Origin of the sequence: Caldalkalibacillus salinus (genome assembly GCF_016745835.1) — a bacterium.
In the GTDB taxonomy this organism is placed as follows: domain Bacteria; phylum Bacillota; class Bacilli; order Caldalkalibacillales; family JCM-10596; genus Caldalkalibacillus_A; species Caldalkalibacillus_A salinus.
This window is the reverse complement of sequence record NZ_JAERVL010000024.1, coordinates 1-16,041: the sequence shown is the minus strand read 5'-3', so window position 1 is coordinate 16,041 and position 16,041 is coordinate 1. Positions and strand designations below refer to the sequence as shown.

General features: G+C 44.8%; 14 protein-coding genes and 1 riboswitch. All 14 genes read right to left on the bottom strand.

Features of this window, described 5'->3' with window-relative positions:
• Window positions 1-22 precede the first annotated feature (22 nt).
• The gene (locus tag JKM87_RS13520) at window positions 23-1,759 is read right to left on the bottom strand and encodes an adenine deaminase C-terminal domain-containing protein (RefSeq protein ID WP_202080904.1); all 1,737 of its coding nucleotides are present in this window, start codon (window positions 1,757-1,759) and stop codon (window positions 23-25) included.
• 5 nt (window positions 1,760-1,764) lie between these two features.
• Entirely contained in the window at window positions 1,765-2,043 is a 279-nt protein-coding gene (locus tag JKM87_RS13515; RefSeq protein WP_202080903.1) for a YokU family protein, read from the bottom strand.
• A 205-nt stretch (window positions 2,044-2,248) separates the two neighbouring features.
• The gene (gene purD / locus JKM87_RS13510; RefSeq protein WP_202080902.1) at window positions 2,249-3,523 is read right to left on the bottom strand and encodes a phosphoribosylamine--glycine ligase; all 1,275 of its coding nucleotides are present in this window, start codon (window positions 3,521-3,523) and stop codon (window positions 2,249-2,251) included.
• A gap of 33 nt (window positions 3,524-3,556) precedes the next feature.
• On the bottom strand, window positions 3,557-5,101 hold the full coding sequence (purH, locus tag JKM87_RS13505; RefSeq protein ID WP_202080901.1) for a bifunctional phosphoribosylaminoimidazolecarboxamide formyltransferase/IMP cyclohydrolase: 1,545 nt from the start codon (window positions 5,099-5,101) through the stop codon (window positions 3,557-3,559).
• Complete coding sequence (gene purN, locus JKM87_RS13500) at window positions 5,089-5,691, bottom strand: phosphoribosylglycinamide formyltransferase (protein ID WP_202080900.1); 603 nt, start codon at window positions 5,689-5,691, stop codon at window positions 5,089-5,091. The genes purH and purN overlap by 13 nt, the downstream gene beginning before the upstream one ends.
• Window positions 5,692-5,770: 79 nt before the next feature.
• A complete protein-coding gene (purM, locus tag JKM87_RS13495) occupies window positions 5,771-6,862 on the bottom strand; it encodes a phosphoribosylformylglycinamidine cyclo-ligase (RefSeq protein WP_202080899.1) in 1,092 nt (363 codons plus the stop codon).
• A gap of 15 nt (window positions 6,863-6,877) precedes the next feature.
• On the bottom strand, window positions 6,878-8,281 hold the full coding sequence (gene purF / locus JKM87_RS13490) for an amidophosphoribosyltransferase (RefSeq protein WP_419761866.1): 1,404 nt from the start codon (window positions 8,279-8,281) through the stop codon (window positions 6,878-6,880).
• A gap of 149 nt (window positions 8,282-8,430) precedes the next feature.
• On the bottom strand, window positions 8,431-10,668 hold the full coding sequence (gene purL / locus JKM87_RS13485; protein ID WP_202080898.1) for a phosphoribosylformylglycinamidine synthase subunit PurL: 2,238 nt from the start codon (window positions 10,666-10,668) through the stop codon (window positions 8,431-8,433).
• Window positions 10,652-11,335 carry a phosphoribosylformylglycinamidine synthase subunit PurQ gene (purQ, locus tag JKM87_RS13480; RefSeq protein ID WP_202080897.1) on the bottom strand — a complete coding sequence of 228 codons (684 nt, stop codon included), beginning with the start codon at window positions 11,333-11,335 and terminating at the stop codon, window positions 10,652-10,654. The genes purL and purQ overlap by 17 nt, the downstream gene beginning before the upstream one ends.
• Before the next feature lie 4 nt (window positions 11,336-11,339).
• On the bottom strand, window positions 11,340-11,609 hold the full coding sequence (gene purS / locus JKM87_RS13475; RefSeq protein WP_202080896.1) for a phosphoribosylformylglycinamidine synthase subunit PurS: 270 nt from the start codon (window positions 11,607-11,609) through the stop codon (window positions 11,340-11,342).
• Window positions 11,602-12,321: a phosphoribosylaminoimidazolesuccinocarboxamide synthase gene (purC, locus tag JKM87_RS13470; protein WP_202080993.1), complete on the bottom strand. Its 720-nt coding sequence runs from the start codon at window positions 12,319-12,321 to the stop codon at window positions 11,602-11,604. Before purC ends, purS begins: the two co-directional genes overlap by 8 nt.
• A gap of 64 nt (window positions 12,322-12,385) precedes the next feature.
• The gene (gene purB / locus JKM87_RS13465; protein WP_202080895.1) at window positions 12,386-13,681 is read right to left on the bottom strand and encodes an adenylosuccinate lyase; all 1,296 of its coding nucleotides are present in this window, start codon (window positions 13,679-13,681) and stop codon (window positions 12,386-12,388) included.
• A 190-nt stretch (window positions 13,682-13,871) separates the two neighbouring features.
• The gene (gene purK / locus JKM87_RS13460; RefSeq protein ID WP_202080894.1) at window positions 13,872-15,089 is read right to left on the bottom strand and encodes a 5-(carboxyamino)imidazole ribonucleotide synthase; all 1,218 of its coding nucleotides are present in this window, start codon (window positions 15,087-15,089) and stop codon (window positions 13,872-13,874) included.
• 25 nt (window positions 15,090-15,114) lie between these two features.
• Entirely contained in the window at window positions 15,115-15,618 is a 504-nt protein-coding gene (gene purE, locus JKM87_RS13455) for a 5-(carboxyamino)imidazole ribonucleotide mutase (protein WP_202080893.1), read from the bottom strand.
• A gap of 179 nt (window positions 15,619-15,797) precedes the next feature.
• Window positions 15,798-15,899, bottom strand: a riboswitch (purine riboswitch).
• Window positions 15,900-16,041: the final 142 nt, after the last annotated feature.

The window sequence follows — 16,041 nt, the reverse complement described above, 5'->3', positions numbered from 1 at the left end:
CCTTTTTTGACCCTTTTAAATTTTACAGGCGTAAAGAAGACATTAACCATTCTTTATCTTTTATGGCGTACAGTCCTTGTTCGGTTAATCGAATGAATGGAAGATGGGTCGCTGTTAGGAAAAGCAATGTATAGATAGGGTCGTTGAATGGGTGTCCTTCGTGCTGTAATTTTTCGATGAAATCTTGACTCATAGTGATGAGTGTCTCAACAGGTTCAGGGCTCATCCCACCCGCTAGAGGCAAAGGAATGACTTGCTCATTTCCATCCTCAAAAAGCGCGCGTATCCCGCCCCCTTCTTCTATTGTTCTTTTTAGCACGGAGATCATTTTTTCTTTATCTCGTCCTATCAGTATATAATCCTTCGTTACGGTAAACGTGCTCGCAAGTGCTTCTAAATGACGAGCAAAACCTTTTATCCTCGTATTTAAAATATAACGGCCGTCATTCGTCAGTAAGGAAAGGTAACACTCATCTTCTGACAATTCATTATCAGGAGTGTACGTATATGGGCGGGTGATCACTTCATTCACGAGCTCGACCCCAATATCTCCACATATGTGCTCTAACCAAGACACTTCACAATTTATGTTTTGTTGGAGAGGTGAGAAACGATCCTTAATCCATTGTGGTGTTGCCGCCAATGTACGTCGTTTTTTATCTTGTATGACCCATTTTCCATCGACCATAACATGGGTGGGTGTGGGCTCATCTAAGGACTCAAGGACATTGAGATGAGCCAAACGCCCCGGTGCGATGCCACCAAGTAATAAATCTATGCCATAATACGTCGCTGGATTTAAAGTCGCCATGCGATACGCTTCTGCTGGTTCAAATCCTTCGTTTAGAACCATTCTAATCATATTATCACAACCAGAGCCTTCAAGAAAATAAGGCATGGACCCGTCATTCGTTAGCATTAACCGGTTCGTATTAAGCTCAGGATGTTGGCGAATGTCCTTTAATAGTTCTGGTAGATCGGGCCTAATGGACGAATATCTCAGTGTGGCATATAACCCTAAACGTAGACGTTTGACCACATCCTCTCCATTCAAGGATTCATGATCAGCTCCAATGCCCGCGGCCGTTAACGCATTTAGTGTTTCCGCTGAAGCCCCTGGTAAGTGGCCTTCAACTCTTTTTTGATACGTTTGTCTGGTCAAAAGCATCGCCTCTTGGAGTTGCACATCACCTTCTAGAAAAAGAGGCCAAGACGTAAACTCGCCTCCCTGTATTACTAAGCGATGAGATAACCAACGCTGGAGTGAGGATGGTGCAAAACGTGTGCGACTCTTCTCGTCGAACGCCGTCTGTGCGTCAAAACGAGACCACCATAGCCACAGATGATCGCCTTCCGCATCTAAACGCTCGATAAACTGCAACGCCTGATCATCAGTAAGATGCTTAAACAATGACATATTATCATTAATAGAGGTTGTTGTCCCTTGTTTTAAGACATAATCTCCCCAAGTAAAAGGGTTATACCACTGAAACGGGTGGGCGTGTGGCTCAATATAACCGGGTACAATCACTTGGTGAGGTTGTAACTCAATTACCTTTGTTTCTGGTCCGACCACAGGCTCCTTCTCACCGACATAGGCAATTCTGTCTCCGGCTATATGAATATGCACCGTTTCGACCTGACCGGTGTATACATTGAGTACGTTCACCCCTTTCAACCATTGGCTCGGGGACTTTTTTCGTTGAGCTATCAGCATGAAGGACTGGTACTGTTCTAATGTTTGGGGGCGTATACTCATTGGCGTCACTCACTCTCTTGAAAAAGGTCAAAGATACTCTTTCGTGGGGCATTCATGAGGGTACTATAAGTAAAGGTCAGCCCTATTTTATCTAGCTCGACACTATGTAAAGCGGCTTCCACCTCTTCATTCACTTCATCTTCAACATAAACATCCTGACAAGTTGGACAATCGATGGCAGGTACCTCTTTGACTGTCAAAACCTCTTTGCCTGTAGGATCTATCCAAGTACAGTCTTTGACTGTTTTTTTAGCGCTATCCTGCTCACACCATACACATCTCACGCGACATCCCCTCCATTATTTAAGTATGCGTTTTCTTTGTATTCTCTTTCTACTATATCACGGTCAGGAAATGGAAAAAACACATAAGAAAAAACACCAAGGCTTTTTGCCCGGTGTTTCTCTCCTCAATATAGTCGGTATAGTATCAGTATAGTAAATGTGCACAAGACTAACACATGATGCCTATCCAGTTTTATACGATATACTATAGGCGACCTATGGCTTTAGCACCTATATCCTGACGATAATGCATCCCTTCAAAATGAATCTTTTGTACGGCTTCATAGCTCATTTGCCGTGCAGCAGCAATACTTTGTACTTTCGCTGTCACAGCGAGGACTCTGCCTCCAGATGTCACTAATCCGTCCTCAGTCTGAGCGGTTCCCGCGTGAAAAATACGAATCCCCTCTTCATGATGATCCTCATCAATGCCGTGGATTTTACGTCCCTTCGGGTATGACCCAGGATATCCTTCTGAGGCCAAAATGACCGTTACCACAGCATCATCAGACCAATTGACTTTTATGTCATCTAGCCGATGGTCAAGGGAAGCATTGATAATCTCCATTAAGTCTGTTTCCAAACGTGGAAGTACCACCTGTGTCTCCGGGTCACCAAATCTAGCGTTAAACTCAATCACCTTTGGTCCCTGAGGTGTCATCATCAGACCGGCATATAGGATGCCAGTAAAAGGTCGTCCCTCTTGTACCAGCGCCTCAGCTGTCGGTTTAAGAATATTTTCAACGGCTTCGTTCACTCGTTGTCGATTAAATTGTGGGACGGGTGAGTACGCTCCCATCCCTCCTGTGTTAGGCCCTTGGTTACCATCATAAACGGGCTTATGATCTTGAGCGGGAACCATAGGTACGACAACATGGCCATCTACAAAAGCCATCAAAGAGAGTTCTTCTCCTTGGAGATATTCCTCAATAACGACCTGATGGCCGGCAATGCCAAACTTTCCTTCCCCCATCATAGCCTCAATCGCGTCGTTTGCTTCTTGTGACGTTTGGGCAACGACCACCCCTTTACCGGCAGCAAGACCATCCGCTTTGATCACAATAGGGGTTTTCCTTTCAGCCACGTACGCTAGAGCGCCCTCTTTATTATCAAAGACCTCATATTCGGCCGTAGGGATATCATATTTTTTCATGAGATGTTTGGCAAAGGACTTACTTCCTTCGATCATAGCTGCCGCTTTGGTTGGACCGTATACACGTAAGCCCGCTTGCTGAAAATGATCAACAATCCCATCCGTTAGGGGAACCTCAGGACCGACGATGGTCAGGTCTACTTTGTTCTCTTGGGCAAAATTGAGTAAGTCTGTCATTTGGTTTTCTTTGATTGGCACGAGCTCAGCAATTGATCCCATCCCCGCATTACCCGGGGCTACAAATATTTTTGACACGCTTGGGCTTTGAGCTAACTGACAAGCAATCGCATGTTCTCGTCCACCTTGGCCGATGACTAGGACTTTCATAGCATAGCTCTCCTCCTCCGGACAGTATGTTGTTTAGTGTTTAAAGTGACGTACACCCGTGAAGACCATCGCGATCCCATGATTGTTCGCTTCCTTGATGACGTCTTCGTCTTTAATCGAACCACCGGGCTGAATAATCGCTGACACGCCTGATTTGGCTGCTTCTTCAACAGTATCTGGCATAGGGAAGAAAGCGTCTGACGCTAATACAGCCCCTTTGCTCTTCACTCCCGCCTGATCAATCGCGATTTTGGCAGCCCCCACACGATTCATTTGTCCTGCTCCCACACCAACCGTCTGACTATCCTTGGCTAGTACAATTGCATTGGACTTGACGTGCTTGACGATTTTCCAAGAGAAAAGCAATTGCTCGATCTCCTCTTCCGTCGGTTGTCGTTCAGTCACAACTTGTAAGTCATCTGCCTTAATGTCTTTTACGTCCTGGTCTTGGACGAGTAATCCTCCAACAATCGTTTGGTAACGCGGAACTGGTACCTTAAACGGAACAATATCCTTAATTTTTAGTAAGCGAATATTCTTCTTCTGTTGTAAAATGTTAAGTGCTTCCGCTGTAAAGTCGGGTGCAATGATAATCTCTAAAAAGATTTCATGCATGCGTTGAGCCGTACGTTCATCTATAGGCCGGTTGGCTGCGATAATCCCTCCGAAAATAGACACAGGGTCCGCTTCGTACGCTCTATCATAAGCTTCTTCAATCGTTTGAGCCGTCCCTACTCCACAAGGATTCATGTGCTTGACAGCCACCACTGTGGGTTCTGTAAACTCACGCACCATACTGAGTGCAGCATCCGCATCATTGATGTTATTATACGAGAGCGCCTTGCCGTGTAACTGTTCCGCACTGGTGAGAGAACCTGGTACTTTTTGCGCCGTGCGATAAAAACTCGCTTTCTGGTGAGGGTTCTCACCATAGCGTAAGTCTTGTACCTTCTCAAAAGTCACAGATAGTTTCTCCGGCGCTTCCTCCCCTACTTCTTCAGACAAATAAGAAGCGATTAAGCTATCATAAGCAGCCGTGTGACGATATACTTTAGCAGCCAGCGCGCGACGTGTCTCTTCTGTGGTGTTCCCATGTTGTTCAATGTCTGTTAACACTGTTTCATAGTCACTCTGGTCGACAATCACTGTGACATCAGCATGGTTTTTAGCTGCCGCGCGTAACATCGAAGGCCCACCGATATCAATATTTTCAATGGCATCAGCGAAAGTCACATCCGGCTTTGCGATCGTTTCCGAAAACGGGTATAAATTCACAACCACTAAGTCGATTGGCGTGATTTGATGTTCAGCCAATTGCTGTTGATGTGTCTCGCTCCCTCTCATGGCTAAAATACCACTGTGTATACGCGGGTGTAACGTCTTTACTCGCCCATCAAGTATTTCAGGAAAGCCGGTGACCTCAGAAATGTTAATGACATCCACACCTGAATCTTGTAATAAACGACTTGTCCCGCCGGTAGATATGATCTCAACACCTTTGTCTGCTAGTTGTTTAGCAAAAGGTACAATACCTGTTTTATCTGACACACTGATCAGTGCTCTTTTTATCTTTGCCATTGGACTTGTCCCCCCTCTAAAAAGACTTCTTGTTGCACACATTGTTCTACAATTTTAGGATACAAGGCATGTTCCACCTGTTGTATCTTTGCTCCCAAACTTTCATGATTATCTTCAGGTTCAACGTTCACCGCTTGTTGGGCAATGATGGGACCTGTATCCATGCCTTCATCAACAAAATGAATGGTGACGCCAGACACTTTTACGCGGTCCGCCAAGGCCTGCCCGATCGCATCCTTACCCGGAAAAGCAGGGAGTAGAGAAGGGTGGATATTCATGATCTTTCCGCTATATGGACGTAGTAACGTTGATCCGATCAGACGCATGTAACCGGCCAATACAATAAAATCAACCTTATATGATGCACACTGATTCAAAACATCCTCTTCATACGCCTGTTTAGAAGAAAAATCCTTAGGAGAAACGACATGCGTAGGGATACCGAAACGTTCGGCCCTCTTAATCACATAAGCTTGTGGTTGGTCACACACGAGCAAGGCGACTTTTATGTTAGCTTTTTCCTCAAAATATTTGGCTATCGCTTCAAAATTAGATCCGCTGCCCGATGAGAATACGGCGATACGCTTCACTTAGGTTGCCTCCTTTGAGCGACACTGGTGAGGTAGCATAGACTCATAGAATGATAATGCACTTCTCCATTCGCTCTCGTCATGTTGTCCCCCATTGGACCCCAGCTAATGTTACTTCTTGCTGGCCTTTAACGATACGCCCGAGTAGGTAAGCTTCTTCACCCAGCTCTTTAACACGGCGTATGACATCAACAGCTTCTTCGTTAGGGACACACAACACAAAGCCGATCCCCATGTTGAACGTGTTAAACATATCTTGCGCTGTTAAATCTCCTTTATCTTTGAGCAAGGTGAATATATCGGGTACTGGCCAAGAGCCGACATCAATCTCTGCTTGAGCATGCTTAGGTAACATCCTCGGTATATTTTCATAAAATCCACCACCGGTGATATGGGCCATGCCTTTAATATTAAAGGATTCTAATAGTGCTAGCACCTGTTTGACGTAAATCCGAGTGGGGGTGAGCAACGTGTCTCCTAAGGTTGGACGCGGACCATCAATGTCATCTAAAGTATCGACATTTTTACCCGGTTGTGTGACGACAGGTGCTTCTAAATCCATATGATGTGTGTCCAATAAAATTTTCCGTACAAGTGAGTATCCATTACTATGCAATCCGCTTGAGGGTAAGCCTATGAGTAGGTCGCCTGGTTCAATGGAAGACCCATCAATGATATCCTTCTTGTCTACGACACCTACACCAAATCCAGCAATATCATACTCCCCGTCTGGATAGAATCCGGGCATTTCAGCCGTTTCTCCACCTACAAGCGCACAGCCCGCTTGTGCACAGCCATTAGCAATACCCGCAACAATGTCTTCAATTTTTTCAGGGACGAGCTTGCCACAACTGATATAGTCTAGAAAGTAAAGGGGTTCGGCTCCTTGCACGATAATATCATTCACACACATAGCCACTGCATCAATCCCGATGGTATCATGGCGGTCGAGGTCAAAGGCCAGCTTAAGCTTTGTCCCCACACCGTCAGTGCCAGACACTAATACGGGTTGTTCATAACGATCCACTGGTAATTCAAACATGCCCCCAAAGCTCCCTAATCCGCCTAAAACTTCAGGTCTCATCGTTTTCTGTACATGCTTTTTCATCCGTGAGACCGACTCATAGCCCGCGTGGATGTCTACGCCTGCTTGTTTATATGCGTCACTCACTTCAAACGCCCCTTTCTATACTTTCTCGTAAGGCTTTAAGCTATCAGGATAAATTTCAGTCGGATACTTTCCAGTAAAGCAAGCCAGGCAGTGTCCGCGATTCGGGTTGTCATCCTCCCGACCGATGGCTTCAATCATGCCTTCTACACTTAGATACGTCAACGTATCAGCCTCAATATAGTCACGAATGTCATCGACTGATTTTTTAGAGGCGATCAACTCTTCGCGTGTAGACGTATCAATGCCGTAATAACATGAGTTTCTCACGGGGGGTGAGCTTATGAGCACATGAACCTCCGTGGCTCCTGCCTCCCGTAGCATTTTGACGATCCTTCCACTCGTTGTACCGCGTACAATAGAGTCATCGATCATAACCACGCGCTTGCCTTCCACAACCTTGCGTACCGCACTCAGTTTCATACGGACGCCTTGGGAGCGTAATGCTTGATTCGGTTGAATAAAGGTACGCCCAACGTAACGGTTCTTAATCAACCCTAGTTCATAAGGTATACCTGATTCCTCTGCGTAGCCGATAGCAGCTGAGATACTAGAATCGGGTACCCCGGTCACAACGTCAGCGTCCACAGGAAACTCTCGCGCCAGTTGCTTCCCTAACCTTTTGCGACTCGTGTGGACGTTAATGCCATCTAAGTTACTATCCGGACGTGCAAAATAAATATATTCAAAGCTACAAATCGAACGTTGTTGTGTTTGTGGTGTGAAACGTTCCGAACGCAAGCCGTCTTCATCTATGATGACCATTTCTCCCGGTTCAACCTCACGATAGTATTCCGCTCCAGTGACATCAAACGCACATGTCTCAGAGGAAAAGACGTAGTCATCCCCGATTTTACCTATAGATAATGGCCTTAAGCCGTTAGGATCTAAAGCGGCAATACACTTGTTCTCTGTCATTATCAGCAACGCATAGGCACCTTTTATCATACTTAAAGCTTCTTTGATCGCTTCTTCAATCTGGTCGTACCCGGAACGCGCAATCAAGTGAGCAATGACTTCCGTATCGCTTGTCGTTTGGAAAATTGAACCCTGTCGCTCTAAATAGCTTCTTATTTGGGACGCGTTGACCAAGTTCCCGTTGTGCGCGAGGGCAAGGTTACCGTGTTTATATTTAAATATTAGTGGCTGGGCATTCTCTAAACGACTGTCACCCGCTGTCGTATAACGCACGTGACCGATCGCTTTGTTCCCCGTTAATTTGGATAAAGCATTATCTGCGAAAGCCTCTGTGACTAACCCTATGCCCTTGTGATGGGTAAAACTTTCACCATCTGAAGCCACAATCCCCGCACTTTCTTGGCCCCGATGTTGCAGGGCGTGTAAGCCGTAATAGATTAATTCCGGGGCTTGTGGATGTCCGTAGACACCAAATACACCGCACTCTTCATTAAGCTTATCCATGTCCCACTCGTCTTGCTGAAGTATCGACATTTTTGAATGGGCTGAATGGGCGTTGACGATACTACCTGACTGACTAACGTCTCCGGTCTTCACGTCTTCTATTGCCGCAGACTTTATTTCTGACGTCTTAGATGCTGTATTTATGGCCTTTACGTTGTCATGTAACATGGGATCGCTCCCTCCCAAGCTGCTTTTAATTCATCTAAAGAGGCTGTAACGACTGGCTCACCCTGTACGTGGACGTCAATGTGCGGCGTATCGGTTACCTCTCCAATTACGGATGCTTTAACACCATGCGCTTGTGCCTTTTCTATGAATGACGTCACAGCTTCCTCTTTTATGCTTAAGAGAATACGAGACTGACTTTCAGAGAATAACAGGGCGGTTGGATCAAGGTCCGTATCGATGGTAACAGAGGCTCCTTTCTCTCCACTTATCGCACATTCCGCTAACGCTACAGCTAAGCCACCTTCAGCCACATCATGTGCCGAAGATACCCAGTTTGCTTTAATGGCTTCAAGCGTCAGTGCCTGAACAGCTTCCTCACGTTCTAAATTTAGAACAGGCGGACGTCCAGAAATGTCTCCATCCACTTTCTTTTGGATCTCAGAACCGCCAAATTCCGACTGTGTTTCACCGAGTAGGACGATCACATCTCCCGCTTTTTTCCACCCCTGTGTTGTAATGTGGTCAACATCTTCAATTAATCCAACCATACCGACGACAGGTGTGGGGTAAACGGCCATGCCACTACGTTCATTGTATAAGCTAACATTGCCCCCAATCACAGGCGTATCTAGCTTATGACAAGCTGCACTCATACCATCCACCGCTTTTTCAAACTGCCAGAAGATTTCAGGATGTTCCGGGTTTCCAAAGTTTAAGCAGTCTGTAATAGCTAATGGTTGACCACCGGAACAAACAATATTGCGTGCAGCCTCGGCTACGGCTATCGCGCCTCCTACCTCAGGGTCTAAATAAATATATCTGGCATTACAGTCTGTCGTCATCGCTAGTGCTTTGCGTGTATCACGGATACGGAGTACCGCCGCATCAGAGCCTGGTGAGACAACCGTATTTGTCCGTACCATATGATCATACTGTTGATAGACCCATTCTTTACTTGCAATCGTTGGAGAGGCCATGAGATCAAGCCAGCTGTCCTTCAGTGATTCAACCTTTATGGCTGGGGATTCAGACTGTTGGAAGGTCTCATAATAGGTAGGGACTTTTGACGGCTTATGATACACCGGTGCGTCCTCAGCTAAACTATCAACAGGCACATCCGCTACAATTTGGTCTTTATGCTTTAATTGCAATTTGCCTGTGTCGGTCACTCTGCCGACGGTTGCTGAATGCAATCCCCACTTATCGAAGATGGCCTTCACTTCATCCTCTCTTCCTTTTTCGACCACAACGAGCATTCGCTCTTGGGATTCAGAAAGCATCATTTCGTATGCTGACATCCCTTTTTCCCGTTGGGGTACGAGGTCGAGGTCAAGCTCTATACCGTTCCCCGCTTTACTCGCCATTTCAGAGCTGGACGACGCGAGCCCTGCTGCCCCCATGTCTTGAATTCCTTGGACAGCACCAGTATCAATAAGCTCTAAACACGCTTCGATTAGTAGCTTTTCCATAAAAGGGTCTCCGACTTGAACGGCTGGACGTTTACTTTCCGATTGCTCACTCAACTCTTCGGAGGCAAATGTTGCGCCGTGTATCCCGTCGCGGCCAGTGCTCGCCCCGACATACATCACAGGGTTACCAATTCCTTTGGCCACACCCTTTTGGATTTTATCTTGTTCTATAATCCCTACACACATGGCATTCACTAACGGGTTCCCTTCATAGCACGGGTCAAAATAAATTTCTCCACCCACAGTTGGGATACCGATACAGTTGCCATAGCCTGCGATCCCCTCGACCACATGTTCAAAGAGGTAACGGACTTTAGCAGAGTCTAGTTCTCCAAATCGTAATGAGTTTAATAGTGCAATAGGTCTCGCTCCCATAGAAAAAACGTCGCGGATAATGCCGCCCACACCAGTTGCCGCCCCTTGGTAAGGCTCAATTGCGGATGGGTGGTTATGCGACTCTATTTTAAAGACAACGGCCTGCCCGTCTCCAATATCAACGATGCCAGCGCCTTCTCCCGGCCCTTGTAACACTTGCTTTCCTTCAGTTGGGAACTTTCTAAGCACAGGCTTTGAGTTCTTATAGCTACAATGTTCCGACCACATGACACTATAAAGTCCTGTCTCAGTGTAATTGGGCTTTCTACCCAGAAGCTTTATGACTAGCGCATATTCCTCATCCGTTAACCCCATATCAGCGTACATCCGTTTAGCTTCTATTTGTTCTGGTGTTGGTTCATACGTTTGTGACATGACGTTCCCTCCAATTCGCTAAAATGGACGTAAACAATCTTTTACCGTCAGCGGATCCTAGTAATGTTTCTACAGCCCGCTCAGGATGTGGCATCATCCCTAGTACGTTACCTTGTTTATTAATGACACCCGCGATATCGGCTACTGACCCGTTCGGATTTTCTTGATACTTGAACACAATCTGATTGTTTTTCTCTAAGTCTTGTAAAGTAGCTGGGTCACAGTAATAATTCCCGTCTCCATGGGCAATAGGAATAGATATAATCTCACCTTGATCGTACTGAGTAGTGAAGGCCGTTTGATTGTTCACAACCTCTAATGGTGTATGAAAGCATCTAAATTTAAGACTGTCATTACGACGCATGGCTCCAGGTAGTAAACCCGCTTCTAGTAACACCTGGAACCCGTTACACACACCTAGGATGAGTTTTCCTTCCTTCGCTGCTTTCTGGACCTCACCCATAACAGGGGCAAATCTGGCAATAGCACCTGAGCGCAGATAATCTCCATAAGAGAAACCACCGGGCAAGAGGATACCGTCATAAGCACTCAAGTCCGTTTGATGGTGCCAAACGTAATCGACGTCCATTTGTAAACCGTCTTTGATAGCATGGTACATATCAACATCACAGTTCGAACCGGGGAAGACAAGAACAGCAAATTTCATGGTTTTATCCTCCTGTCACTTGTTGTGGACATTCTTGTATCTGAATCTCGTAGTCTTCTATTACAGGATTAGATAGCAGTTTCTCGCACATCTCTGTGACACGTGCTCTCGCTGCTTGTTCACTATCCGCTTGAATATCTAACTCCATATATTTACCTATACGCACGTCCTGCACCTCTTCGTACTGCATCGTGTGTAAAGACTTTTTCACCGCACTCCCTTGCGGATCAAGAACACTTTCCTTGAGCGTGACATGAACCATGACTTTAAACATTCTCGTACCCTCCAAGTCTCGTTAGGATTTCTTCATAAGCCTCTTCTACATCTCCTAAATCACGTCTAAACCGATCTTTATCTAGTTTCTTCTGAGTGTGTACATCCCAAAAGCGACAGGTATCAGGGGAGATTTCATCTGCGAGAATCACATCATTATATGACGTTAGCCCAAACTCAAGCTTGAAATCTATTAACTCAATATCTTTTTGTAATAAAAAGTCCTGTAGATGACGATTAATCTGTAAAGCATCCTCTTTCATCTTCTGAAGTTGGTCCTCAGTCGCTAACCCCAAAACGTGAACGTGCGCTTCCGTTATCAAAGGATCACCTAGTGCATCATCTTTGTAGTAGTATTCAACAATTGGAAAAGGTAGCTGAGTCCCTTCTTCAAGGCCTAATCGTTTGGCCATACTCCCAGCCGCTCTATTGCGTACAACGACCTCGACGGGAATAATCTCTACTTTTTGTACTAATTGCTCTCGTTCTGACAACTGTTGCACAAAATGTGTAGAGATACCTTTTTCCTGCAAGTATTTAAAAAATAAGCCACTAATACGATTATTTAAAACACCTTTCTCTTTAATGGCCCCTTTTTTATCTCCGTTAAAAGCGGTAGCATCGTCCTTATACTCAACCCAGACGATAGATGCTTCGTCAGTTTGATAAATACGTTTGGCTTTCCCCTCATATAATAATGGCCCTCTGTTCAATCTCCACTCCCCCTTGTTTAAGATTCTCTGATCACCTTTTACACAATATTGTTCAGCTGCTCTTTTATTCAAGTCCCACTCTCTTAAAGATGGTATCGACACGCTGCATGTGGTGATGATAATCAAAACATTCATCAAGCTCTTCAGGACTCAAAGTGTCTGTAATCTTATCTTCTTTTTCTAGTAGCCCTCTGAATGATGTCTGATTCTCCCACGCTTCCATCGCCTTCGATTGCACTAAATCGTACGCTTCCTCACGTTTTAAACCTTTGTTAATCAGTGTTAGTAATACACGTTGAGAGTAGATGAGCCCAAACGTTCGATCCATGTTACGCTCCATATTTTCAGGGAAAACTGTCAACTCATCCACGATTTTGGCGAAGCGATTAAGCATGTAATTTAAAAGTATGGTTGTATCGGGTAGGATAATGCGTTCAACTGAGGAATGAGAAATATCACGCTCATGCCATAAAGGAACATTTTCATACGCTGACACCATATGCCCTCGAACCACGCGCGCTAACCCTGTGATATTCTCTGAACCGACAGGATTACGTTTGTGTGGCATTGCTGATGAACCTTTTTGACCTTTACCAAAACGCTCTTCGACTTCTCTCGTTTCGCTCTTTTGTAAACCTCTAATTTCGGTAGCAAACTTCTCGAGTGAAGTGGCGATCAGCGCTAGCGTGCTAAGATAATGAGCATGACGATCCCGTTGTAAGGTTTGAGTAGAAACGGGGGCAGGTTGAAGTTCAAGCTTTTCACACACGTATTCTTCTATAAAAGGGTCAATGTTTGCAAAAGTACCTACAGCGCCAGACATTTTACCGAACGTTACCCCTTGTGCAGCGTCTTTAAAGCGCGCTACATTACGCTTCATCTCTTCATACCAAAGGGCCATCTTCACACCAAAGGTCGTAGGCTCAGCGTGCACACCATGTGTTCTTCCCATCATGACCGTGTATTTGTGCTCAAGAGCCTTATTTTTTAGCACCTCGACAAACTGTTCCAAATCTTTAAATAGAATGTCATTCGCCTGTTTGAGTATATAACCCAAGGCCGTGTCCACCACGTCTGTAGAGGTTAAACCGTAATGCACCCACTTAGACTCTGGGCCTAGTGTTTCAGCCACTCCTCGAGTGAAAGCAACCACGTCATGTCTTGTTTCCTCTTCTATTTCTAAAATGCGGTCTACGTTAATACGTGCATTTTCTCTAATTAATTTGACATCTTCTTTGGGAATGTGCCCTAGCTCAGACCATGCTTCACAGGCTAGTATTTCAACCTCTAACCATGCTTTAAATTTATTTTCTTCCGTCCAGATGGCTTTCATCTCTGGTCGTGTATAACGTTCAATCATGTTAAAAAACCTCCCGTTACATACTCGTTTCATTTTTATATTACTTTTTAAAGTTCCATGGCTTAACCATTATTTTAGACTACATGTATTATTGTCAGCTACATGTATTATTTTAGACTACAGTTGGACTACGGGTATAATTTTTGGACTATTATTTTTCTATATTTTTAAAGTAAGCTTAGTGTTAGTGTTACTCTATAGGGTCCCAAATCTGAAGATGATTTATTTGAGAAAATGCCTCTTCAATCGTATTAGCAGTGACGTTTAAATGCCCCATTTTCCTCTTAGGCTTTGCGTCCTTTTTACCATAAAGGTGCACTTTCATGTGACTAGACATCTGTGTGAGTTGACCAACAGCATCGTCTAGATGTTCGCCAAGTATATTTACCATTACTGTCGGTGTGTGAAGATCTGTCGCCCCTAAAGGCAGATTGCAAACGGCACGCACGTGTTGTTCAAACTGTGAAGTCATACACCCCTGTTGAGTATAGTGTCCTGAATTATGCGGCCTTGGCGCTAATTCATTTACAAGAACTTCTCCCGTTGGCAACACAAACATCTCTATTGCTAACAGTCCCACCAATTCAAACGTCTGTGCTAACTTTCTTGCCACACTGAGCGCTTGTTTTTGAACAGACTCACTAATTCTTGCCGGGGCAATTGTTGCGTGCAATATATTTTCTCTGTGTATGTTCTCGCCCACAGGAAAGGTCGCAACTTCGCCATTAGGGTTACGAGCGATAACGACAGATATTTCTTTTTCAAATGCTACCCATTGTTCTAATACTAATGGTTGTTTACTTTGACGTACCATATCTATGGCGTGCAACAAGTCTTCCTCAGCACGTATGACCAATTGTCCTTTTCCGTCGTAACCACCTTCAGTTGTTTTTAAAACAGCCGGATAATCTAATTGTTCTAGGCCTTCGTGTAAATCGGCCTCATCTTGTATTTTGTAATATGGGGCGACTTTCACTCCAGCCTTTTCTATCGCCTGTTTTTCTCGTATCCGATTCTGAGTGGCATATAACAATCGATACCCTTGTGGCATATGACTCGTTTTCTCAAGATGGTGGGCGACTTCTGCGCTTATATTTTCAAATTCATAAGTGATGATATCTGCTTGTTCTGCTAGCTCTATTGCTCCTTCAACACTGTTAAAGGGTTTTTGTACATGCGAGTCAGCAACCTGAGCACACGGACTGTCAAACGTAGGATCAAGCGTCATAATCCGATATCCCATCTCACGCGCTTCAAGCGCCATCATTCTACCAAGCTGCCCACCTCCCAATATACCGATTGTGGCAGGAGGTAGTGTCCTTTTACTGGCATTGTGCTTATCATCTTGGTCCTTCGTTGCGATGTTATCAGACGTTTCTATTTGACTTTTTGGTTCAAATACTTGCATACTTTTGTCACTCACAGTCCTATCATTAGAGGTTAATCTCATAGTTAGCGAGCTCAGCCTCATCCAACACACGTTGTCTGATCTGGTCTCTTCTCTCCTTTAATCTTGTTAATAGATCTGAATCGTTTGCGCCAAGCATGCTTGCAGCTAAAAGTCCTGCATTGATGGCTCCTGCTTTACCTATCGACACGGTTGCAACAGGAACCCCACCCGGCATTTGCACAATAGATAGCAAAGAATCCAGCCCGTTTAGAGAAGAAGACTTCACCGGGACTCCTATGACGGGTAGGGGAGTTTTTGCAGCGACCATACCAGGTAAATGTGCAGCACCTCCTGCACCTGCAATTACAACTTTTATCCCTCTCTCTTCGGCTTGCTCAGCATACTGGAACATTTCATCAGGAGTACGATGAGCAGAAACAACTCTCTTTTCATAAGAAATATCCAGTTCCTCTAAGATCTGACATGCATGTTGCATTGTCTCCCAATCTGAGGTGCTTCCCATAATGACACCCACAACAGCACTCATTGTTTCACCTCTCTCAACTTGTACTATAATTTGGCATTAAAAAAGACGGGTAGATCTCATTACAAGAGAAACCTACCCGCCTGGGCTTTTATCCCTTCGGTGTCATATGCTTAATCGCATACTTGAATCGCTTGGACCATACAATCTCATCCTCATCGAATAAAGAGAGATCATGGAACCCTAGATTCTCTTTCCCTCGTAGTCCAAAAATTTACGGTCTTTGGGTAGAAACTTTCGAGCCCTATTCTCGACGATATACGAGGTATACATTTTATAGTAGAATTTTGTTTAATCTTGTCAGAACATCTTACACCTAAAGTGTAACAAAGGGGGCGTATACAGTCAACCCGATTTCCGAACAATTAATTACAACTCATCCTTTTTATTCGTATTTAGCAAAGGAACCTTAATTGTATGGCTATA